The following is a 22,760-nucleotide window of genomic DNA, read 5'->3' on the forward strand; positions in this document are numbered from 1 at the left end:
CCTGAACCACGAACTTATTGCGCTGGACTCGGCTTGCCGCCAACCGTGAAGGTGGTGTGCAGCTTGGCCGTTGCACTGTTGCCCAGCCACAGATCGAATGTGCCGGGATCAATCACCCAGCCCTTTGTCGCCGCACTCCAATAGCGCACGTTGCTTTCATCCAGCGTGAATTCCACCTTGCGGCTTTCACCAGGCGCAAGCGAAACCCGCTGAAAGCCTTGCAGGAGGCGCACCGGACGCGAGGCACGCCCTGCACGCTGGTGGATATACATTTGCACCACTTCATCGCCAGCGCGCTGGCCGGTGTTGGTCAACGTGGACGAAACCGTGATCTTGCCGCCCGGTGCCAGTTCCGGCTTGTCGAGCACCGGATCGGCAATGGTGAACGTGGTGTAGCTCAGGCCGAAGCCGAACGGGTACAGCGGCGTTGATGGCGCATCCCAATACCGCATTCCCACCGTATCGGGGTTATGTGTCAGGTTGCGCGCATAATATGTCGGCACCTGCCCCACACTGCGCGGCCATGTGACGGGGGTTTTGCCGCCGGGGTTGATATCACCGAACAATGCACGGGCAATCGCCGTGCCGCCTTGCGATCCGGGCAACCAGGCTTCGAGAATGGCAGGCACCTTGTCATGCACCCCGGTCAGGTCCAGCGGGCGTCCGTTCATCAGCACCACCACAACCTTCTTGCCCGTGGCCAGCACCGCATCCAGCAATTTGCGCTGATCCCCCGGCAGAACCAGATCGGACCGCGATCCCTGCTCCGAACTCATGTTCGTGGATTCGCCCAGCGTCATGATCACCACATCGGACCGCTGCGCCAGATCAACCGCCTTCTGAATTTCGGCAGCGGCCTGTTCGGGTGTCCATTTGGGGGCCGGACGCACCAGCCCGTCAAGCGGCGATGGGTTAAGCCTGCGCAATTGCACGCCGGGAACGGTTTCCACTTCGGCCACCCCGGCTAGACGCGCGCGAACACCCTTGAACACGGTGACGGCATCCTTCTGCGAAAACGCCAGTGAAACCGTGGTATCGCCTGCTGAATCCGCCATCGAACCGATCACGGCCACACGCTTTACCGCTGCGGGATCAAGCGGCAGCGCCTGCGCATCGTTCTTGAGCAACACCAGCGCGCGTTCAGCCGCAGCTTGCGATGCCGCAAGGTGCGCAGGATCGTTGATGACCTTTTCCGCTGCTGCTTCGTCCACAAACGGGTTGTCAAACAGACCCATCAGGTATTTGGCCACCAGCACGCGGCGCACGGCTTCATCCACACGCTTCATCGGCACTTTGCCGGCGCGCACCTGATCGGCCAGCGTGGCAAAAGCATTGGGAGCCATCGACATTTCCATATCGACCCCGGCCATCAGCGCGCGCGATGACGCTTCTGCCTTGTCCGGCGCAAAGCCCTGCTTGACCAGATTGTGCACGGCGCTGGCATCGGTCACGACCCAGCCCTTGAAGCCCAGTTCACCCCGCAGGACATCGTTCAGCAAATAGCTGTTGGCCGATGCGGGCACATCGTTGAAGTCCATATAGGCGCTCATCACGTTGCCCGCGCCTGCATCGATCGCGGCCTTGAATGGCGGCAGATAGACGTTGTGCAGTTCCGCATCGGAAATATAGACGGAATCATAATCGCGCCCGCCCACCGACGCGCCATAGCCGACAAAGTGCTTCGGCCCGGCGATGATACGATCGGCCGCACCAATATGTGCGCCCTGAAAGCCGCGAACTTGGGCCCGCGCCATCGCCGCGCCCAGATAAGGGTCTTCGCCTGCACCATCGACAATGCGGCCCCAGCGCGGATCGCGCGCAATGTCGATCATCGGTGCAAAGGTCCAGTGAATGCCCAGCGCACGCGCTTCCTTGGCAGCAACCGACTGGATCGTTTCAACGCCCGCAGGATCGAAACTGGCTGCATTGGCCAGCGGTACGGGGAACATGGTCTTCATGCCATGGACCACGTCATAACCCAGTAGCAACGGGATTTTCAGGCGCGTCTTTTCCAGTGCAAGCCGCTGATACTTGTTGGCAACAACCGGATCATGGACGAACAGCACCGCGCCGATCTGGCCCTTGGCCACCACATCGTCCAGCGGGGTCAGCGGCGGCATTCCCGGCGGCAATGCGGTGCCTGTGGGAAACAGTGATGCAATATCGAAGCGCTGGCTGATCTGGCCGATCTTTTCCTCGACCGTCATTTGCGCAATCAGCCGGTTCGCATGGGCAATGGCACTGGCTTGCGTCTTTGCAGTTGCAGCCTTGACCGCAGCCGCTGGCGCTTCGGCCTTCGCGCTAACGGGCGCAACAGCGGCAAGCGCCAGCGAAAAACCTGCCAGATTCCATACTGTTCGCAACGCAACTCTCCCGGAATTCCTGCCCCGTTGCGCAGCTTTTGCGCGCATCGGGGCTTGATAACAATGCGCATCCTCAATCGCATTATCCGGGAATCATGTCTATCGCAAAGGCGTCATTTGCCCTCGTGCAGTGATCGCCCTTCCTTCAGCCGGGCCAGCATCGCCGGGCCGCGCGGATCGCCGTCCAGCATGTAATTCTGGCGGTGCCTGATCCGCCACGCACCATCTGCCTGCCGCTGCAACTGAATGCGCGATGCGCTCAACCTGCCGACGAAAAAGCCGTTCTCGCCGTGCATCGCCACCATCGTATGGCATGTCGCCACTGCATCATCACCGTCCAAAACAATGTAGGGCGGGGTTGAAATGTGCGCACAACCGGCATGGACCAGCCCCAGATGCGTTTCGCGGCGGGTGATCGCCTCCACCGCCGGACGACCTTCAAATGCGCCGACATCGGCCACCGCATAAACGCCGTCTTCGGCATAGAAGGATCCGACGGCGGGCGCATTGCATCCGTCCATGGCATAGCCATAGCCGCAGACCGCCTGGGCAATCGCCTCACGGTCTTCCAGCGCTTGCAGGCGTTCTTCGATGGAACGGGTGTTCTTGGCCATTGTTCGGGTCCTTCCTCAACCTACCATGTATGCGCCGGCATCGCAGTTTATCGATTGTCCGGTAATTGTCTGGCTTTCATCGCTGGCCAGAAACAGCGCCAGATTGGCAATGTCGTTCGGCTTCGAAATCGTGCGCAAAGGCAGGCTGGCAAAAGTCGCGGCGCGCCAGTCTTCTACAGCGACGCCTTCTTCGCCGGCACGGCGGCGGGCATAGTTCTGCCACAGTTCGGTATCGATGCTGCCGGGAACCAGACAATTGCAGCGGATGCCATAAGGCCCCACGTCATTGGCCACGCTCTTGGTAAAGGCGCGCAATCCGCCTTTGGCCGCAACGTAATGCGTCTTGCGCTTATCGCCGCGCCAGCCTGCCGTGGACGAAAAATTGATGATCGAACCGGTTTTGCGCTCAAGCATCGATTGGCGCACAACTTCGCGCGAACACAGCATCGCAGCGGTCAGGTCCACCGCAATCGTCGCATTCCAGTTTTCCAGCGTCTGTTCCCAGATGTACTTGTCCTGCCCCGGCACCGCCGCGTTGTTCAGCAGAATGTCGACTTGGCCAAATTCTGTGATCGCGCGTTCCACCATGGCGCGCACATCATCTTCATTGGTCACATCGCAACGCACGCCGATGGCATCCGGGCCGATGGCGGCGGCTTCGCTCTGCACCAAGTCTTCACGCCGCGCGCACATCAGTACGCTTGCACCCTCAGCGACAAAGCGCCGCGCCATGACTGGCCCGCATCCCGTGCTCGCGCCGGTAATGATCGCAACTTTTCCGGCAAGTCGGCCCGTACTGGTTGTCATCGAATTCTCCAGATGCGTGAAAGGGATCGCCCCGCGCCATCAAGGGGCCGTTTTGGCGCCACGGATTAGCCGCCCCGGCAGTGCGCCGGTGGATTCGCCATGACGATACGCCACCTGCCCCGACACGATGGTCGCATCATATCCGGACGCGGTCTGCACCAGACGGCGGCCACCTGCGGGAAGATCGAATACCGGATGCGGCAACCCCAGCCGCAGGCCGTCCACATCAATCACATTGATGTCCGCCTTGTACCCCGGCGCAATCCGGCCACGATCATGCAGACCCACCGCCTGGGCCGTATCATAGGCCAGCATCTGGATCGCCCGTTCCAGCGGAACCCGCTTTTCCGGATCAGGATGGCCCACCCAGTGCGTCAGGAAGTAGGTTGGCAAAGCCGCATCGCAGATCATCCCGTAATGCGCGCCGCCATCACCCAGCCCCAGCAGAACATGGGGATGTTTCAGGAATGCCTTGCCTGCGCCTTCGAACCGTTCGCCATTGCGGTTGGCCGATGGGCGGTAAAGGATCGCCCGGCCATCATCCTTGAGCAGTTCGTCATAGATCAGGTCCAGCGGATCAACCCCGGCCTCGCGCGCACGGCACGCGATGCTTTCTTCCATCGCAGGGTGATAGTTTGGCGGATCGCTCAGCGGGAACAACCATTCGGTATCGTCCACCACGGTCTTGAAGAAATCGTGCGGGTCTTCGCTTTGTTCAGACATCAGCCGCGCCCGCATTTCCGGATCGCGCATGGCCTTGACCTTCTCGGCCAGTGGCAGCGATGCAATCTTGCGGAAGCTGGGATGGAACGCAAACGGGTGAAGCGACAGTTCAAGCCCCACCAGAATGCCGACAGGTCGCGGCATGACTTGCGCGTTCAGCGGCAGACCATCGGCATTGGCCTTGGTAATGCCGTCAAGGATCACCTGCCAGCGGTCATTGCCATCCTTGGGCTGAGTCAGCGTGAATGATAGCGGACGCCCGCCCGATGTTTCGCAGATATTGCGCAGCAGCGCGATCTGCTCTTCACCGCTGATCCGGTCATCACCCAGCATTTCGAACACGCCGGTACCGGCATCACGCAGACCCGCAGCAATCGCCAGCAATTCATCGTCATCGCCCAGTACCGTCGGGGCAGAGCGTCCGTCACGGAAGCGGTGTGCCAGATTGCGCGTGGTCGAAACGCCAATCGCACCGGCACGGATCGCTTCGGCGGTCAGCGCGCGCATCTGTGCCATTTCATCGGCGGTCGGCGGCTCGGCATTGGCACCGCGTTCACCCATCACGTAAATGCGCAAGGGGTTGTGCGGCAATTGCGCAGCAAAATCGATGTCGGTGTGGCGCTGGTCAAGCGCATCGAGATAATCGGGAAAGCTTTCCCAATTCCACGGGATGCCATCGGTCATCACCACTTCGGGAATATCCTCGACGCCTTCCATCAGCTTGATCATGGTTTCGCGCTGGTGCGGGCGCGATGGCGCAAAGCCCACCCCGCAATTGCCCATGATGACCGACGTCACGCCGTGGCCCGATGAAGGTGCCAGCCGGTTTTCCCATGTCACCTGCCCATCGTAATGAGTGTGGATGTCGACAAAGCCCGGCGTGACGATCCGGCCCTTGGCGTCGATTTCCTCAACTCCGCGGCCCGTTACCGTGCCTACTTCGACGATCTTGCCATCCTTGATGGCAACATCGGCGATGTATCCTGCACCGCCCAGTCCATCGAGCACTGTTCCTGCGCGCACAACGATATCGAAGCTGCATTCCGACACTGCCTGTTTTCCTTTGGCTATTGGTCCTTCGGCCGTCGCGGCCGCACCCGGAATCCCGTTCACACATCGAAATCCACTTGCGGGCCGCCTGCCCCCAGATTGCGCCCCAGCGCATAATCGCCCGCAATCGTGGTGCGGACCATGACGCGTGTTTCATCCGGTTCGACGCCGGTGGCGCAATGCAAGGTGCGCCAATTGTCCCACAGCACCATGTCATCGCGCTTCCAGTCATGGAAATAGGCCAGCGCGTTATCGGTACAGTAGGCCATCACTTCGGCCAGAAGCGCATCGCCAGCGGGTGAACCGTTCTCGTAGATGCCCACCGCAAAGGCGGGTGATACATTCAGGATCTTGCGGCCCGTTTCCTGCTGCACATAAACCATCGGGTGAATGACGCGGGGATAGCCGTATTTGCGCTTTTCAATCGTCGTGCCTGATCGGGCAAGGCGGACCAGCCGCGCATCAACCCCGGAATAGCGCTGCAATTCCATGTTGACCTCCACCTCGTAAACGACGTGAAGCCCTTCGATCTTTTCCTGCAGCACCACAGGCAGACGGTTCCATGCGGCAATCTGGCACAAGAAACCCGTCATCCCCAGACGGCGCGGCAATTGCACGGGCCGCAAGATTCCGCCGCGATTGATCCGGTTGGTATAAGTCAGATCGCTGTGCCACGGCAGCCAGCCCCCGCGCAGTTCGCCATTGATCGAATAGTAGCTACCGTCTTCGGGATAGAACTTGATCTTGGTCAGCTCAGGCACATCCTCGCTGCGGCTTTCGGGAAAAAGGTGCGCTTCCAGCGGACCGAAACAGCGGCTCAGGTCAAGCTGCATGGCCCCGGTTGCATCGCCATCGCGGAACAGGAGCACGCCCTTGTCGATCCACAGATCAACAAGCGCTTGCCGCACATCTGGATCACGCAACGCATCGTGTCGCAGGCCATGGACAATCGCGCCGAATGGCAGTTTTGCGTCAATTGGCGATACATCGAACGCCTTGGAAATCGTGGCCATCAGACCTTCTCCCTTTGCCGCCTCACAGATTGCTTCTGTCTGGTCGCAAGGTGTTTACCGCTCTGACTCTGCGGCCACCAATGCTGTTTGGAATGCCTCACCTATGCCGGTTTGGCATATCCACAGCCTTGCTTCTGCAGCATCTGCAAGTGTCGCAGCCAATTAACGGACCAACGGCGTGCCTTCTGCCTATATGCTCCGCAATCATGGGTTTGCGGTGGTTTTCGCAAGTCAGCAGAATTGGGCTTTGACGCGTCTTTTGCCAATGATATGACACGCGCGAATTGCAAATATGCATCGACGTGCAAGCCACATTGAAGAGAGGAACTGCCAGTGCCCAGATTTCTGCTTATCGCCATCAATGGTCCTACTAGCGGCGAAGGTGACGAAGAAGCGTACAACACCTGGTACGATGAAGTTCACGCCGCCGATCTCATGTCGATTACCGGGGCACAATCGGTCCGCCGGTTCAAGATCATGGCACAGAACCGCATCGACAAACCTTATGTCAATGTCACCGAAGTCGAAGGCGAAAGCGCTGAAGCCGTGATGAAGGAACTCGCTGAAAAGGCTGCAACCTTCCCCAACACCATTGACCGTACCTCATCGGTATTCGTCCTCGGTCAGGAAATCACCAAAGGTAGCTGATCTGCCAAGCATCCGCGGCGTTCAGACCAAAAATTCAAGCGAAAGACAAACCAATGAGCCTTTCAGGAAAAGTTGCCATCGTCACCGGTGGTGCTCGCGGAATTGGCCGCGCCTATGTTGAAGCCCTGGCTGATTCAGGCGCTGCCGTGATGATTGTTGACCTTCTCGAAGATGAAGGCGCCAAGACCGTCGAAGCGATCCGCGCCAAGGGCCAGAAAGCAGCCTTCCTGAAAGTGGATGTCGCCAGCAAGGACTCCACCGAAGCCATGGCCAAAGCTACCGCTGAGGAATTTGGCGGGATCGACATTCTCGTCAACAACGCCGCAATGTTCGCCTCGCTAAAGGGCGGCCCGATGAGCGACATTTCCGTCGATCGCTGGGACCGCACGATGGCGGTCAACGTCCGCGGCCCTTGGCTGTGCACTTGCGCGGTCGTGCCTTACATGCGCCAGCGCGGCGGCGGAGCGATTGTCAACCAGACCTCGATCTCGGCATTCGGCATGGCCTATATGCTCGATTACACCGCATCGAAGGCCGCAGTTATCGGCTTGACGAAAAGCTGTGCATCCGAACTTGGACGTGACAACATCCGCGTCAACGCCATTGCTCCGGGCGGCACCGCCACCGAAGGCTATTCGGAAATCATGGGCGGCAACATGGCTGCTGCCGAGGAACGCGCCAGAACCACACAGTTGATCGCAGCGCAGATCCAGCCTGAAGACATGGCCGCCACGATGATGCACCTTGTCGGTGATGGCGCGCGCTTCATCACCGGCCAGACCATCGTGGTCGATGGCGGCAAATACTTCCTGGGTTGATCGTGAATTGCCGGTGCCAGCCCGTTCTTGCGGGCTGGCACCGGGCATTTGCATCAGGTCAGCGGAACGACAAATCCCGGATCGGCCTTTTCCATCGCCGCCTTGAAGGCAGGACGCGCGCCGATGCGTTGCAGGTACGCCGCAACATTGGGATAGCCTGCCAGTTCACGCGGCGCGAACAGGCGCATCGTCGTCAGCGGGAACAGGATCATGATATCGGCGGCGGTGAAGCTGTCGCCTGCCAGATACTCGCTCTGCCCCAGCCGCGCTTCGACCAGATCCCACGCACGGTCCAGCCGCCGCGTCAGGCTTTTCAGCGCATCAGCACCTTCGGCAGGCACCATGCGCGACACCAGCCCCATCATTGCTGCGGGCATGAATGATCCATTGGCATAGTGGAACCAGAACAGATAATCGGCATATGCGGGATCGGATGGCGCCACCGCCAGACGGCCCTGACCGTAGCGATTGATGATATATTCGATGATAGCCGCCGATTCCCCCAGTTGCACATCACCGTCTGAAATGACCGGCGCAGTGCCGGCTGGGTGCAACGCGCAATATTCCGCAGGGGCCAGCCGCGTCACGGGATCACGGGCATAGCGCTTCAGTTCGTACGGTATTCCCAGTTCTTCGCACAGCCACACGATGCGGTCTGACTGCGACGTGGCAAGATGATGAACGGTAAGCATAATCCAAATTCTCCTGCGGCTCTCGCCGAAATTCACAGCGCAGATTGTGGTGGACCAGACTTGGCGCCCCGGATCAACCGTCCGGGCAATGCACCTGTCGCCTGATCATTGGCAATGGTCTGCTCGCCCGCAACGAAAGTGGCGACATAGCCTTTGGCGCGCTGCATGATCCGCCGCGCACCAGTTGGCAGATCCCATACCATGTGCGGCAGCAAAAGTTCCAACTGCGCATAATCAACAAGGTTGATATCGGCGCGATAGCCCGGTTGCAGCCGCCCCCGGTCACCCAGCCCGTAAAGATCGGCGGTATCGCGCGTTATCATCCGAACCGCCTGGCCCAGCGCAATCTGCGGCCCATCGGTCCTGTCCCGCGTCCAGAACGCCAGCAGCAGCGTGGTGCTACCGGCATCGCAGGCAATCCCGCAATGCGCTCCGGCATCGCCCAGACCGAACCGTGTGGCCGGGTGTGCCAGCATCTCGTGCACTTCGGCCAGAGTGCCGCTGGTGTAGTTCGTATAGGGATAGAGGATCAGGTTCCCGCCGTTTTCGCCCAGCAGGTAATCGTACAAGTACGCCTCGACATCCATCCCTGCGGCCGCTGCCAGCACCGGCATGGTTTCTGCGCGCGTCGGCTCCCAGTTGATCGGGTTGGCGATGCGGTACATGTTGGCAAAATTGGTGTGCATGTCCTGCTGCCCTTGCGAGCGGTATTGCCCAACCGGTTCGGACAGGATCTGCGCCCGCACATCAGGTTTGCGCATTTCGGCCAGACGTTCAGCCAGCGGAAGATTTTCCAGCGCCGCATAAGTGGGCCTGTGCGAAAACGGCGTGAATTCGCTTTGCAGGCCAAAGATGATGCCAACCGGCCGCGGTCCTACTTCGGGATAGAACGGCACACCTTGCGCCTGCAACTGCGCGGCACGGTCAAGATAGACACGCCAACGGTCGCTTTCGGTGTGTGTCTGCACCATCGAAAACACCAGCGGACGCCCGCTTTTGCGCGCCAGATCGGCCATCCAGTCAATTTCGGCGTGGGCTTCGACCGAGATCTCACCGTCCATCCCGCGCGGCACAACTTCAAAGACGCCTGTATCCAGTTCGCGCAGCACATCGGCCATCGCTTCAAGTTCATCTTCCTGCGCCAGCGTTCCGGGCACAATTTCACCACGGCTGGTCCTGTGCGCCAGCATCCGGCTGGTTGAAATGCCCAGCGCGCCCGCCTGCATCCCCTGGCGCACCTGCACTTGCATCTGGGTGATGTCATCGGCGGTTGGCTGGCCCGCGCCCGCGCGCTCACCCATCACATATGCGCGCACCGCGGCGTGCGGCACTTGGGTGCCCACGTCGATCATCCATTGCCGCTGGTCCAGCACGTCAAGATAGTCGGCAAAGCTTTCCCAGCCCCACGCCATCCCGGCGTGCAGCGCGGTGCCCGGAATGTCCTCAACCCCTTCCATCAATTCGATCAGCCGGTCTTGCTGTCCGGGCCGGACCGGGGCAAAGCCAACCCCGCAATTGCCCATCACCACCGTGGTCACGCCATGCCAGCATGATGGCGCAAGCTGCGTGTCCCATGTCGCCTGCCCATCAAAATGGGTGTGCACATCGACAAATCCCGGTGTCACCAGCAATCCGTCGGCCTCGATCACGGTTTCGTCTGCCAGCGGGGCAAGATCGCGGCCAACCTCGGTGATGATACCCCCGGCAAAGCGGATGTCGCCGATGCGCGGTTCATCACCGCTGCCATCGGCCAGCAACCCGCCCCGGATCAACGTGCTGCCCATGATCAATCCTTGAACAGGGCGATGACGCGGAATTCGATGCTGGCGCGTGGCACGGTGACATGGCCGGGATCGGGATGGACGAACGCCCCGTGCATGCATCCCACAGGGGCAGCCTCATCGGTGTCACAGCCCTTGAAGATCACCACTTCATCTTGTGACATCGCTGAATAATAGTGCCATTTCTGTGCCGGATTGAACACCCCGGTCAAAAACGGGACGCCTTGGGGGAAGTTCTTTTCCACCGTCTGGCCAAACACCCAGTCATCGCGATCCAGCGTGCGCTGATCACAAAAGGCAAGGCCGACATCCTGCGGCGGCGGCGTCAGCGAACGCCAGACATTGAAAATCTTCACATGCGGAAACCGCTCCAGCGTTTCGGCATCCACCGCCTCGCGCACAAATGGCATCACCGATGCACGGGTATAGTCCATATGCACGAAATCAGCCGCCTTGCCGCGCAACGGCGTATCCAGCGTATCCAGCATCTTGCCGGTATCGCGGAAAAACATGCCGGCATGAAAGCTGGCAATATGATCGGCATTCACCAATTGCTTCACAAATTCCAAAGTGCGCGGGCCATAGACATTGCGCACCCAGTCCATGTCAAAAAAGTTGGCGCCCGGCATGGGCAGGTCGTGAATTTCAAACCCTTCCTGCGCAAAACTTGGCGCCTTGGCCAAGCCACGCGCATCGTGGATTTCAACCTGGCTTGATGCCAGCTTCAACGTGGTCAATTCAGGGTTGAGATTGCTGAACGATCCCGCGCCGGATTTGTCGCGCACAAAATTCATGGCAGTCGTAATCGACGTCCGCTCTGCGGTTTGCCCTTGTTCCATCGCCATCCCTTCCCTTTTATCTTGTTCAAGCCAGCGCCGCTTCAGCCTGTCCGGCACGGATCAACCGGCCGGGCCGCGCGCCGGTTTCCTCATCATTTCTGCGGGTAATGCAGCCACCAACCATGGTGGCGATATAGCCGGTCGATCCTTGCAGCAGCCGCGCGCTGCCCATGGGCAGATCATGTGTCATGCGCGGCATGTGCAATTCCAGACGCTGATGATCGATCACGTTGATGTCGGCGCGCATACCCGGCGCAATCCGGCCCCGATCATCCAGACCGTAAAGCTCGGCGTTCTTTGCGCTCAACTTGCGGACAATATGCTCAAGCGGCAGACCCGGCCCGCGTGACCGGTCACGCCCCCAGAATGACAGCATGAACGTGGGCATCGACGCATCGCAGATCATCTTCATGTGCGCACCGCCGTCGGCCAGCCCGCTGGCGGTGATATCACGGCGCAGCATTTCATACGTTGCATCCAGCCCGCCCCCGGCAAAGTTCAGCGCATGGCTGGCGCAGACATTGCTGCCATCGCCTGCACAATAATGATCATAAAGGTATTCCTCCATCGGCACACCGGCCTGCGCAGCCAGCACTTCAAGCTTGCCTTCGGCGGCAGGCTCGTAATTCAGCGGAAGCGTCATCGGGAAAATGCCGCCGATCCTGCCGCGCAGCGTGTCGATGAATGCCGCCAGCTTGAGGTCCTGTGCCACCAGCGCCGGATCGCTTTGCTCGGCCAGAATGGCAGCGCGGCGGTCCGGGTTGCGCAGGGCTGCCACCCGTTCAGCCAAAGGCAAATGCGCAACTTCATGATAGGACGCGCGCAACATGAAGATGTGATAGCCGTCCAGCATGGTCATGGCGCCAACGCCCCGCGCGCCCACTTGTGGCGTGATCGGCAGGCCTGCTGCGGCAGCGCGCTCGGATTCCTCGACCATCATCTGCCAATCGGTGCTGTCGGAATTGAACTGCACCAGCGAATACGTCAGCGGACGGCCCGATACTTCGGCAATGCGCACGATCCGGTCATGTTCGGCACGGCGCGCATCCCGGCCCGCCTGATCATACATCACTGCACCAACCCCGCCCAAGGGGATGATCTGGAAGGTGCCGTGGCCGGATTCACCCATCGCCTTGGCAATGGTCAGCAATTCGTCATCGTCGGCAAAAGTGCCGGGAACATTGTCTCCCTTGCTCGACAGGTGTTCGATCAGCCGCGCACCGGAAAAACCCACTGCGCCCGCATCCATCGCTTCGCGCACCAGACCTGCCATCTGCGCGACATCGTCAGCCGTGGCCGCTTCATGACGCAGGGCGCGCTCACCCATCACGAACACCCGCAACGGCGCGTGGGTAATGTGGCTGGCAATATCCATGGTATATTGGCGTTCGGCCAGACGGTTCAGGTAATCGGGAAAACTGGTCCAGTTCCAGTCCAGCCCTTCGTCCAGAACCACGCCGGGGATTTCCTCGACCCCTTCCATCAATTCGATCAGCGCCGTCCGGTGCTCGGGGCGGACCGGCGCAAAACCGACGCCGCAATTGCCGCCGATGGCCGTGGTCACCCCATGCGAAAAGCTGGGATCAAGCCGGTCATCCCACAGGAACTGCCCGTCGTAATGGGTGTGCACATCAATGAAACCGGGAGTGACGATGGCGCCCTGGGCGTCAATCACTTCACGGGCCGGGCCTGTAACCGCGCCTACGTGCGTTATCACCCCATTGCTTATGGCAACATCGGCCACGAACCCGGCATTGCCAGTTCCGTCAATTACCGTGCCACCGCGAATCACAGTGTCATGCATGGCTGCATCCTCTTTTTCAGCTTATTGTTTTGACGCAGCTAACTCCCGTTCGTGATGCAATGCAACTGGCCTTGTGCATTTACCGAAACCATACAAACCAGCGCGCGACAACCGGTCTGAACCATCCATCGCGCGCGGTGTTTCAGGTCCTATTTCTTGGGCAGCGGGGTAAAGCGCACGGGCAGCGATTCAGGCCCGCGACCAATCAGCGTTCCCCCGCCCATGCGCGCCGGACGGGCATCTGGATCCCAACGCAAATCGCCCAGCCGGTCGAGCATCGCGCCAAGCGCAACTTCCATTTCCTGCCGAGACAAGTGCTGGCCCAGGCACGCATGCACGCCTGCACCAAAGGCGAAGTGCCGCTTGGCCGGGCGATGGATGTTCAACTCATCAGGATTTTCCCATTGCTTGCGGTCACGATTGGCCGTGCCAAGGCATAGCATAGCCACATCGCCGGCCTTCATTTCGACGCCTTCGAACACGGTGTCCTTTTCGACATAGCGCAAGAACGCCGTGTCGGTTGGATACCACCGTGTCACTTCCTGAATGGCCTGACGCATCAGGCTGCGATCCTGGCGCAAAGCTTCCAGCTGTTCGGGATGGTTCAGCAAGGACATGATCGTGATACCAAGCTGGCGCCAGGTCGTGCCGCCACCGGCATGGATGATCAGGTTGCAATAGCGCATGACCTCTTCGTTGGTCATATTGCGCTTGCCGCCGTCTTCCAGTTCCAGATCGGCATGGACAAAGCGGCTGATCAGATCGTCCTTGGGATCGGCGCGGCGCTCTTCGATCAGGCGGGTCAGGACAGATGTGGCATAAGCGTGGCCCTTGGCCATTTCTTCGGGCGAGCCGTGCAACAGCAAAGCCTTGCGGAATTCGAGTGCTTCTTTTGCGGGAATCCCGAACCCAGTCGAAACGACACTCATTGGCAATGGCGCGCACAACTCAAGGTTGAGGTCGGCGTGGTCCTTTTCGCAGATCCGGTCGAAGATCTCGTCCACCGCATCGACAATCCATTGGTCCGTCCACCAGCCATCGGTGAACGATGGCTTGAACCAGGGCTTAGACACATTGCGCATCCGCTTGTGTTCGCCGCCATCAAGATTGAGCAGCGTGTCACCCAGCGCCGGTTTCGACAGCTTTTCATAAACCCGGTTGCTGAAAGTCTCGGCGTCCATGAACGCCTTGTTGACCGCCTCAAACGACAGGATCGAATAGACATCGCCGGTCCAGTGATCTGTGTTGTACTGGCGCGCAATGCCCATCAGGTCTTCCAGCACACCTTTGACCACAGGCGGGCCATCGTGCAGCTTTTGCAGCAAAGGATAGGGGTCCGCCGTGCCCCAACCGGCAGCCGCGGCTTCTTCGTCAGGATTGAACAGACCGCCGCGGTCTTTCTCGGCAAGATTTACTGTTGCAGTATCCATGATGATGTCCTTCCAAGGCCTCTCCGGGGCCAAATCAAACCTGCTCGAAATCGGGCTTCTCTGCTGAGCACATCGGACAGCACCAATCTTCGGGAATGTCGGCCCAGCGGGTGCCAGGCGGTATGCCGTGTTCGGGCGCGCCAGCTTCCTCGTCATAGACATAGCCGCAGAACATGCAGGCATACTGCCCATGCTCTTCTTCATTTGTAGCGCTCATCGGCACCTTTTCTCCCTCGTTCGGTATTCAATAGAGTTTGGCAATAGAGCCAGGCAGGCCGTAGCACTTGCCGCATCTTTGCAACGTCTGTTGTCCATTGCATTGTTTCAGATCAAAGAACGGCCCGCCACCATGGCTATGCCTTGCCTCAATCGATGAAACGCAAGAACCGTTCGGCCAGCAATTCGATCAGCAACGGATCGGGCGCAGCCTTTGCACCGCGTGCCGAATGGTTACTTTGATCCAGAATCTCATAAAGCAGCAGCCAGGCCTCAAGCCACCGCTTGCGATCCGCAGGGGCTTCAGGGTTCAGCGCAAAGGCCGGGATGTGTTCGCCCAACACGCGAATCAGATGGCCCATCAATTCGCGCGCCACTTCGGTAAAGCCCGAACCTTCGGCATTGGCCTGCATGAACACGCGCAGCAGTTGTCCACTTTCGCGGTCTGCTGCAAACAGGTCTTCAAGCCACGCCTGCACGATGGCAGCGTTCAAATGCCTGTGCTGCGTGATGGCTTTGAAGCGCGGCATCCACGCAATCACGTTCTGCTTGAACAGTTCGATGGCCAGCTCGGCCTTGCCGCTGAAATGGCGGTAAAATGTCATCCGGCTGACGCCCGCGCTCGATGCGATATCGTCTACTGTGACCGCCAGATAGCCATTGGCGCAAAACGCAGCAGCAGCAGCCGCGAGCATACGCTCACGACTGCTTTGCTTGCGCGGTTGGCAGGCATCGCCAACCGCTTCGGCAATTGCGGCTGACGCCTGCGCCAACAGTTTATTCCGCAGCGATGGCCAAAGCTTCGCCCGGACCAGCTTCAGGTCCGATGAATTCGCCGGGGTAACGTCCGGTGAATTCGCCGTTATCGAATGTCGGCACGCCAGCCACCAGCGTCAGACGCATCGGCGCTGCATCGCGGGTATAGCGATAAGTACGGCCGCCGGTGCCATCCCACACGTCGAAGATCTTCTTTTCCGGGCGCATCTCGATTTCGTCGAGGTTGAACACGGTAATGTCGGCAACTTTGCCCACTTCGATCGTACCGCGATCATTCAGGCCGAAGAAGCTCGACAGTCGGCCCGTCAGCATGTGCACGCCCTGCTCCAGCGACAGCACCTTGCGGTCGCGGACATAGTCGGTCAGCAGGAACACGTTGTAGCCTGCGCCGCAGAACAGTTTGCCGTGCGCGCCTGCGTCGGTGACGTTGGCCAGCGAATGCGTATCGATCAGCAGCTTGTTCAGGATGCCTTCGTCCTTGGCCCACGATTCCTTCAGAACAACCGATTCCTGTCCGTTGTTCAGCACCCACTCGGCCAATGCGTCGGATGCATGGGCGATGCCGGTCTGGTCCATGTAATCCTGCAAGGTCAGGCCAATCGGGCCATAGCCGGATTCGCTTTCGCGCAGCAGGTTTGCCTTGGGCACGTGCAGGAACGAATGGGCAAACTGGTTGTCCCATGATTCCCGCGCCCGTGCGCGCCATGCATGGTCAGCCAGCAGTTCGGCCTTGGCTTCCCATCCGGGAGTGTTGACCAGTTCCTGCCACACCGGATTGCCGTTCTGGCCAAACACCAGCGTACGGTTGAAGTTGATCACCGATGTAGGCGAAATCACGTTGAAGCTGGTGAAGATGTCCAGCCCTTCTGCCTTGAACTGTGCGTGCAGTTCTTCGGCGCGTGGCAATTGATCGGCCATGTATTCCAGCGTCGGCATACCGGCCCACTGCATCCGCACGCCGGTCTGGCGGGCAAGGTTGCCAAAGCGTTCAAGCGAAGCGTTGGCGGTCTTGCGCATGAAGTAATCGAGAATGACCTGGAAGGTTGCGCCCGGATACTTTGCCACCACGCCCATCAGCGCCAGCAGTTCGGCATCGTCAGCCTGCTGCGATGGCAGGGGACGTTCAAACTTGTCATAATCAAGGAAGTTCGACGAAAGGCCCATCGCCCCTGCTTCCAGCGCATCTTCCAGAAGTTCGCACATCTGTTCGATTTCGTCAGCGGTTGCCACGCGCTTCCACGCGTCCTGGCCCATCACGCACAGGCGCAGCGGGATGTGGCCGCAAAACGCGCTGTAATGCATTGGCAACTTGACGTTGCGTTCCATCGAAGCCTTGTATTCGCTCCACTTCTTCCAGTCCCACGGCACGATCTTGCGCATCGGCTCTTCGGGGATGTCTTCAAAGTAGTTGAAGATGTCGATGACGTCCTGCACGTCTTCGGGGCGCTGCGGCGCAGGCGCCAGCGAGAAGCCGCAATTGCCGTTGATCGATGTCGTCGCGCCATAGGCTGGCAGCGGCTCAAGGTTGGGGTTCCACCACACACCACCGTCCCAGTGGTTGTGCGTTTCAATGAAGCCAGGCGTTACATAGCAGCCCGCTGCATCAACCACGCGCTCACCTTTGGACGGTTGCAGGTTTGGCGCAACTTCGGTGATCCGGCCGCCGGCAATGCGCACGTCAGCGGCAAAAGCCGGCGCGCCCGAACCATCGACCACGGTTCCACCCTTGATGAGAATTCTGACTTCCATTGCCGCTCTCCTGCACAGACGGGATCAGCAGGGCACGCTTAAACGCGAGTCCCTGCCCGTAATGTTACATGGTGTAACATCGCCCGAATGCCCTTGTAAAGATGCATTATTGCAGGCGCATTATTTAAGCGTGAGGGCCTGGCGTCAGGAGGAAATCACCCGATTGTCACGGGGAAAGGCAGGGCATGGGCGCGGGCATCGGGGGCCAGATCGCCCAGCCGTGCAATTTTGACGGCGGTATGTGAAATCTTCCAGCCATCCGCCGTCCGCACCAGCGTCCGCTTGTACCAGCCCGCGTTCCATTTATCGTCCGTGGTCGGCACAAACAGATAGCTTTGCAGCGCCTCGGCCCGATCACCGTCGACGGTGATTCTGGCCGCGCCAGGCACATGCACGCCATGCGGCGCCTGTGAAAGCATCGCGGCAATTTCTGCGCGCCCGCGCAACGAACGGCGAAACACTTCATAAACCGCGTCTTCGGTGAACAGGTCGAGCCATTCTTCAAACACGTTCACTTCCAGCCGCAGACAATATTCGTCCAGCACGCGGCGGATGGCGATGTCATCGGCAATTGCCTGCATTTCAGCTTCGGTCATGAATCATCCCGCTCCTTGCATCGGTCTGCTTTCGTGCGTGCCAGGATTGCGGCACCAGCAACAGCATTGCGACTTATGCAATACGCTCTATGCATATCTAATCAAGAGAGCCGGGCCAAACGGCCATATCGGCCAGATTGTCCGAGAGTATCCTGAACAATGCCAACCGCCATCACGCCGTTCCGCTGCCACGTCCCCGACGAAGTTCTTGCCGACCTGAAGGCGCGTCTTGCGCGCACCCGCCTGCCCGATCAACTGGACGGCGCAGGCTGGGACTATGGCACCGAACGCGGGTTTCTGGATGATCTGTGCACTTATTGGCGCGACAGTTTTGATTGGCGCGCATCCGAGGAACGCTTCAACCGTTTTCCCCAGTTCACGACACAGATCGAAGGGGAAAACGTCCACTTCTATCACATCCGCTCGCCCGAACCTGATGCCGTGCCGCTGATCGTCACGCATGGCTATCCCGGATCCGTTGCCGAATTCCTCGATCTGTTTGGCCCCCTGTCCGATCCTGCCAGCTATGGCGGCAACCCGCGCGATGCCTTTCATGTCATCGCACCGTCCATCCCCGGCTATGGTTTTTCCGGCCCCACCCGCCATCGCGGCTTCAGCCTGCACAAGGCCGCCGCCGTCAACTGCCAGTTGATGGAGCGTCTGGGCTATGACCGTTACATCGCACAGGGCGGAGATTTCGGCTCGGCCATTTCCAGCGCAATGGCCCAATTGCACCCCGAACGCATGATCGCGCTTCACCTCAACTTCATCCTTGGCCGCCCCGCAGACATGGCCAACCCGTTCGCCGGACTGTCTGAAAAGGAAATCGCCGAACAGGAATGGAAGCGCAATTACGATCTCCATGAAAGCGGCTATCAGGCAATCCAGGGCACCAAGCCGCAAACGCTGGCCTACGGCCTGACCGATTCCCCCGCAGGCCTTGCCGCCTGGATCGCCGAAAAATTCAAGACATGGAGCGATTGCGGCGATGATGTCGAAACGTCGTTCTCCAAGGACCACCTGCTCGAAAACATCATGCTGTTCTGGGTCACCGGCACAATCAATTCGGCCATGCGGCTCTATTATGAATCGATCGGTCCGGCCCGCGCGCCTGCCCCTGACTGGACATTTGTCACGGTGCCCACAGCCCATGCCCGCTTCCCGGCGGAAATCCGGCCGACCCCGCGCTTATGGGCCGAACAGATGTACAACGTCGTGCGCTGGACTGTGCAACCCAAGGGTGGCCACTTTGCCGCCTTTGAACAGCCTGCCCTGTTCATCGCGGATTTGCGCGAATTCTGCCGGGATTTCCGATGAACGCGCCCCTGCCCGTTCCGGCCAATGTCGATCCGGCGCTGGTGGTGGATTTCGATTACATCCACCCCGCAGGCCTTGATCAAGGCGATGTCTTCACCGCCTTTGCCCGCTTGCATGATGGGCCGGACATCGTCTGGACGCCGCGCTATGGCGGGCATTGGATTGCCACGCGCGGCGAAGACATCCAGTGGATTCAGGAACGCCATGACCTGTTTTCCAACGCGGAAAAGAACGTGCCCAAAGGCAGCTTTCCGTCCATGCCGCCGATCACCGAAAACCCGCCGAACCACAGCCGGTATCGCGCCGTGCTCAACCCCTATTTCACCCGCAACCGCATTGAACAGCGCCATGAAGCCAGCGCCCGCGCGGTCATTGTCGCGCTGATCGAAGCCCTCCAACCGAAGAAGCGCAGCGAAATCGTGGCCGAGTTTACCACGATTGCACCCTTGCGCATCTTCTGGGATCTGGTCGATCTGCCTTATGAGCGCCGCGATGATTTCCTGCGCTGGGGCCGCAACTTTGCCGTGCGCGGCGAACCCGAAAAACGCATGGCCGCTCACCGCGAACTTGTCGAATATCTGGGGCAGCTCCTTGATGAGCGGATCGAAGCCCCCGGCGATGATGTGTTCACCGGCATTTCGCAGTGGCGCAACAACCCGCGCTATCAGCATCGAGGTGAATTGCTTGGCATGGCGCAACTGGTGTTTCTGGGCGGGCTGGACACCGTTGCATCCTTGATGGGCTTTTCCCTGCTCCGCCTTGCCGAACGGCCAGAACTGCAACAACGCTTGAAAGATGATCCCGCCATCATCCCTGCTGCGGTTGATGAATTGCTGCGCCGCCACGGCCTGTCCAATTCCGCCCGCATGTCGCGCCAGGACGTCACCCGCAAGGGCGCAACCATGGTCGAAGGCGACATGATCATGGTCATGAACAGCCTGTCGGGCATTGATGCGCGGCTTTATGCCGATCCCTTCACCGTCAATTTTGATCGCGGCGCCGTGCACCACAACAGCATGGGCAATGGCCCGCACAAATGCGTGGGCCAGCATCTTGCCCGCATGGAAATGCGCATCCTGCTTGAAGAGTGGGCGGCGCGGATGCCCATCGTCCGGCTTGATCCCGGCGCGCCTGCGCCACGGTCATGGGCAGGCGCGGTCATCGGGCTGGAACACTTGCATCTTGCTTGGGATTAAAGCCAGATGAAGGCCGCGACCTGTTTTTCAACACAGATCAGGCGCGGCTGCGCGGCAGGTTCAACCGGCGTTCGGCGACCATCGACCGCAGAACTTCGCTGGTGCCACCGTAAACCGATGTTGCGGTGGAATGGCGATAGCCGATTTCCACAACGCCCAGCCCATCCTTGCTGCGGATCAACGATCCCGGCGATGCCAGATCCAGAAGGTCCGCCGAATCCTTTATGAAGGCCTCGGTCGTGAACACCTTCGATGCCGGACCATAAGCCAGATCAGGTTCACCTGCCAAACGCGTGGCCAGAACCCGCGCGGCCAGACCTTCGCTGATCGCTGAATGGGTATAGACGCGGGCCAGACGGGAAAGTGTGCCCGCATGTTCAATCATCGGCTTGCCGTCACGCTCTTCGTTGCGCGCCCATTCCAGAACGGCGGCCACCATCTTGCGCATCTGGTGGTGGTAATGGCTGCCGCCCTGTTCCATCGACAGTGCAGTTGCCATCATGCGTACACCGCCGTTGACTTCGCCCAACCGGTACCGGTCAGGGATGCGCACATCGGCATAGAACGTGGCGTTCGTGCGCTCGTCCATGAACGTGTGCACGGGTTGGATTTCCACGCCGGGAACGTTCAACGGCACCAGGAACAGCGTCAGCCCCTTGTGCTTTGGCACATCAGGATCAGTCCGCGTCAGCAGCAGCACATAGCTGGCCAGTTCGGCGCCAGAAGTGAACATCTTCTGGCCGTTGATCACCCATTCATCGCCATCGCGCACGGCGCGGGTCTTGGCGGCAAACACGTCCGATCCGCCTGATGGCTCGGTAAAGCCAAGGCAAGATGTGAATTCGCCGCGCGCAAAGCCCAGCAGCACTTCGTCCTGCAATTCAGGCGCGCCTGCGGCCTGCACCAGAGTGCCCGCCATCCCGGTGACACCTGCCGCAAGGCCGGCATAGCCCAGTTCGGCGGCAACCGTGCGGCATGCCCGTGCAGCATCATCATCCGCGCCGCGTCCGCCCCACTTTTCAGGCCAGCTTGGGAACAGGAAACCGGCCTTGCCCAGTGCGCGGTGCACATCCCAATCGTGCGCTTCAAAGTTTTCTTCGAACAAAGAATGCTTGGCCGGATCAAGAATGCCCGTCAGCAGCGTGCGCAGCTCTTCGGCCAGCGCATTGCCTTCATCGGGCGAGGCAAAGTTGACATCGACCGCGCCGGGATCAGGCAGGCTGGTCGTCTCGCCCAGAAACAGTCTGCGTCCACCGCGCTCAAGTTCCGCTTCGGGATCACCATAGGCCAGCGCCCACGCCTTGGCACGGCGATGGTACAACTGGATGTCATATTCGATCGACAGGCCATACCCGGCAAAAGTGTGGATCGAATGCGCAACGCAATTTGTTGCCGTGCGCGTTGCCCACCAGAACAGGGTCGCAATCAGCCCACCTGCATCAGGGGCGTTGTCGGCAATTGCGCGCAGCACCCACATCAGTTGCATCGCTGCGCCATCGGCATCAATGATGTCATTGGCCAACGGATGGGCAAGCCCTTGATATGTGCCAATCTTCTGGCCAAACGCTTCGCGCTCGCAGGCATAGGCTGCGCCCATTTCCACCGCTTCGCGCGCCAGACCGATCAGTGCGGCAGACGTCAGGATCTTCCACTCTTCAACGCCCGCTTCCCAGATGCGCTTGGCATCGGCATTGCTGGCCAGCACCACGCGAGTGCCCTGCCCCGGCGTGAACACGCCCAGCGCAGCCCCGCCCAGCGTATGGGGCGCATCCAGCGCCGCTGCGGGCACTTCGATCGCCAGTTCCGTGCCGTCAAACGTCACGATGCCATTTGCAACCGCCCCGCCGGGGACCAGTTGCGGCTTGCCGTTTGCAACGCTGTGCAGGGCAAACGTCAGCACCGCGCCTTCATCGCGCACTTTGCCAATCCATTCGCGCGCAGCATCGCCGCCCACTTCGCCCAGCACGCGCAAGGCCACCAGCGATTCCGCCAGCGGCACCGGCGCCAGACGACGTCCGGCCTGCTCCATCATCAGGCAGGCGTCAAACAGGCTCATCTCGCCGCCACCGGCACTGGACGCGGTGCGCATCAGCGGCACTTCAAGCGCCAGCAGCTCTTTCCACAGTTCAGCGTCAAACCCGACCGGTTCAGCCGCGCGGACCCGTGCAGAGGTGGATTCGGTCGCAAAAAAGCGCTCGAACATTTCCTTCACAGGTACGCTGTCTTCAGGCAAACTCAGCTGCATTTCAAAGCTCCCAAACGCCGTCTCGGTTACCCCTGCACACCTGGGGCAACGCCACACAGCGCTACCGTCTCAGGCGAATCCG

19 protein-coding genes are annotated in these 22,760 nt (G+C 60.0%); 4 read left to right on the top strand and 15 right to left on the bottom strand.

Annotation, left to right across the window (positions count from 1 at the left end):
* Positions 1 to 14 precede the first annotated feature (14 nt).
* The 5 genes from bglX to RM192_RS18080 all read right to left on the bottom strand — a co-directional run bounded on the left by bglX (position 15) and on the right by RM192_RS18080 (position 6,570).
* Complete coding sequence (gene bglX / locus RM192_RS18060; protein WP_311509044.1) at positions 15 to 2,363, bottom strand: beta-glucosidase BglX; 2,349 nt, start codon at positions 2,361 to 2,363, stop codon at positions 15 to 17.
* A gap of 113 nt (positions 2,364 to 2,476) precedes the next feature.
* A complete protein-coding gene (locus tag RM192_RS18065) occupies positions 2,477 to 2,977 on the bottom strand; it encodes a nuclear transport factor 2 family protein (protein WP_311509045.1) in 501 nt (166 codons plus the stop codon).
* A gap of 15 nt (positions 2,978 to 2,992) precedes the next feature.
* Positions 2,993 to 3,784, bottom strand: coding sequence for a glucose 1-dehydrogenase (locus tag RM192_RS18070; RefSeq protein WP_311509046.1), 792 nt, complete (start codon positions 3,782 to 3,784; stop codon positions 2,993 to 2,995).
* Positions 3,785 to 3,823: 39 nt separating this feature from the next.
* Positions 3,824 to 5,557, bottom strand: coding sequence for an amidohydrolase family protein (locus RM192_RS18075; protein WP_311509047.1), 1,734 nt, complete (start codon positions 5,555 to 5,557; stop codon positions 3,824 to 3,826).
* A 59-nt stretch (positions 5,558 to 5,616) separates the two neighbouring features.
* Positions 5,617 to 6,570, bottom strand: a complete 954-nt coding sequence (locus tag RM192_RS18080; RefSeq protein ID WP_311509048.1) for a TauD/TfdA family dioxygenase — start codon at positions 6,568 to 6,570, stop codon at positions 5,617 to 5,619.
* A gap of 333 nt (positions 6,571 to 6,903) precedes the next feature.
* Here RM192_RS18080 and RM192_RS18085 point away from each other — a divergent pair, with 333 nt between their 5' ends.
* Together RM192_RS18085 and RM192_RS18090 are read left to right on the top strand one after the other, a co-directional pair.
* A complete protein-coding gene (locus tag RM192_RS18085) occupies positions 6,904 to 7,218 on the top strand; it encodes a hypothetical protein (protein ID WP_311509049.1) in 315 nt (104 codons plus the stop codon).
* A gap of 53 nt (positions 7,219 to 7,271) precedes the next feature.
* Complete coding sequence (locus RM192_RS18090) at positions 7,272 to 8,036, top strand: glucose 1-dehydrogenase (protein ID WP_311509050.1); 765 nt, start codon at positions 7,272 to 7,274, stop codon at positions 8,034 to 8,036.
* A gap of 53 nt (positions 8,037 to 8,089) precedes the next feature.
* On the opposite strand, the gene RM192_RS18095 is transcribed toward RM192_RS18090, so the two are convergent.
* The 9 genes from RM192_RS18095 to RM192_RS18135 all read right to left on the bottom strand — a co-directional run bounded on the left by RM192_RS18095 (position 8,090) and on the right by RM192_RS18135 (position 17,920).
* Positions 8,090 to 8,728, bottom strand: coding sequence for a glutathione S-transferase family protein (locus RM192_RS18095; RefSeq protein WP_311509051.1), 639 nt, complete (start codon positions 8,726 to 8,728; stop codon positions 8,090 to 8,092).
* 32 nt (positions 8,729 to 8,760) lie between these two features.
* A complete protein-coding gene (locus RM192_RS18100) occupies positions 8,761 to 10,512 on the bottom strand; it encodes an amidohydrolase family protein (protein ID WP_311509052.1) in 1,752 nt (583 codons plus the stop codon).
* A 2-nt stretch (positions 10,513 to 10,514) separates the two neighbouring features.
* Positions 10,515 to 11,405: a CmcJ/NvfI family oxidoreductase gene (locus RM192_RS18105; protein WP_311509053.1), complete on the bottom strand. Its 891-nt coding sequence runs from the start codon at positions 11,403 to 11,405 to the stop codon at positions 10,515 to 10,517.
* Positions 11,374 to 13,152: an amidohydrolase family protein gene (locus RM192_RS18110; RefSeq protein ID WP_311509054.1), complete on the bottom strand. Its 1,779-nt coding sequence runs from the start codon at positions 13,150 to 13,152 to the stop codon at positions 11,374 to 11,376. The genes RM192_RS18105 and RM192_RS18110 overlap by 32 nt, the downstream gene beginning before the upstream one ends.
* Before the next feature lie 149 nt (positions 13,153 to 13,301).
* Positions 13,302 to 14,582 carry a cytochrome P450 gene (locus tag RM192_RS18115; RefSeq protein ID WP_311509055.1) on the bottom strand — a complete coding sequence of 427 codons (1,281 nt, stop codon included), beginning with the start codon at positions 14,580 to 14,582 and terminating at the stop codon, positions 13,302 to 13,304.
* A 34-nt stretch (positions 14,583 to 14,616) separates the two neighbouring features.
* Positions 14,617 to 14,799 carry a rubredoxin gene (locus RM192_RS18120; RefSeq protein WP_311509056.1) on the bottom strand — a complete coding sequence of 61 codons (183 nt, stop codon included), beginning with the start codon at positions 14,797 to 14,799 and terminating at the stop codon, positions 14,617 to 14,619.
* A gap of 148 nt (positions 14,800 to 14,947) precedes the next feature.
* Positions 14,948 to 15,571, bottom strand: coding sequence for a TetR/AcrR family transcriptional regulator (locus RM192_RS18125; RefSeq protein WP_311509057.1), 624 nt, complete (start codon positions 15,569 to 15,571; stop codon positions 14,948 to 14,950).
* Positions 15,572 to 15,575: 4 nt separating this feature from the next.
* Positions 15,576 to 17,324 (bottom strand): amidohydrolase family protein, encoded by a 1,749-nt coding sequence (locus RM192_RS18130; RefSeq protein ID WP_311509058.1) that lies wholly within the window; start codon positions 17,322 to 17,324, stop codon positions 15,576 to 15,578.
* A gap of 155 nt (positions 17,325 to 17,479) precedes the next feature.
* A complete protein-coding gene (locus tag RM192_RS18135) occupies positions 17,480 to 17,920 on the bottom strand; it encodes a nuclear transport factor 2 family protein (RefSeq protein WP_311509059.1) in 441 nt (146 codons plus the stop codon).
* A 159-nt stretch (positions 17,921 to 18,079) separates the two neighbouring features.
* Between RM192_RS18135 and RM192_RS18140 the strand changes: the two genes are divergently transcribed.
* A complete protein-coding gene (locus RM192_RS18140) occupies positions 18,080 to 19,237 on the top strand; it encodes an epoxide hydrolase (RefSeq protein WP_311509060.1) in 1,158 nt (385 codons plus the stop codon).
* Complete coding sequence (locus RM192_RS18145; protein WP_311509061.1) at positions 19,234 to 20,433, top strand: cytochrome P450; 1,200 nt, start codon at positions 19,234 to 19,236, stop codon at positions 20,431 to 20,433. The genes RM192_RS18140 and RM192_RS18145 overlap by 4 nt, the downstream gene beginning before the upstream one ends.
* Positions 20,434 to 20,470: 37 nt before the next feature.
* Here the strand turns inward: RM192_RS18145 and RM192_RS18150 are convergent, their stop codons facing one another.
* Complete coding sequence (locus RM192_RS18150) at positions 20,471 to 22,678, bottom strand: acyl-CoA dehydrogenase family protein (protein ID WP_311509062.1); 2,208 nt, start codon at positions 22,676 to 22,678, stop codon at positions 20,471 to 20,473.
* Positions 22,679 to 22,760 lie beyond the last annotated feature (82 nt).

The sequence above is a fragment of the Novosphingobium sp. MMS21-SN21R genome, from assembly GCF_031846015.1.
In the GTDB taxonomy this organism is placed as follows: domain Bacteria; phylum Pseudomonadota; class Alphaproteobacteria; order Sphingomonadales; family Sphingomonadaceae; genus Novosphingobium.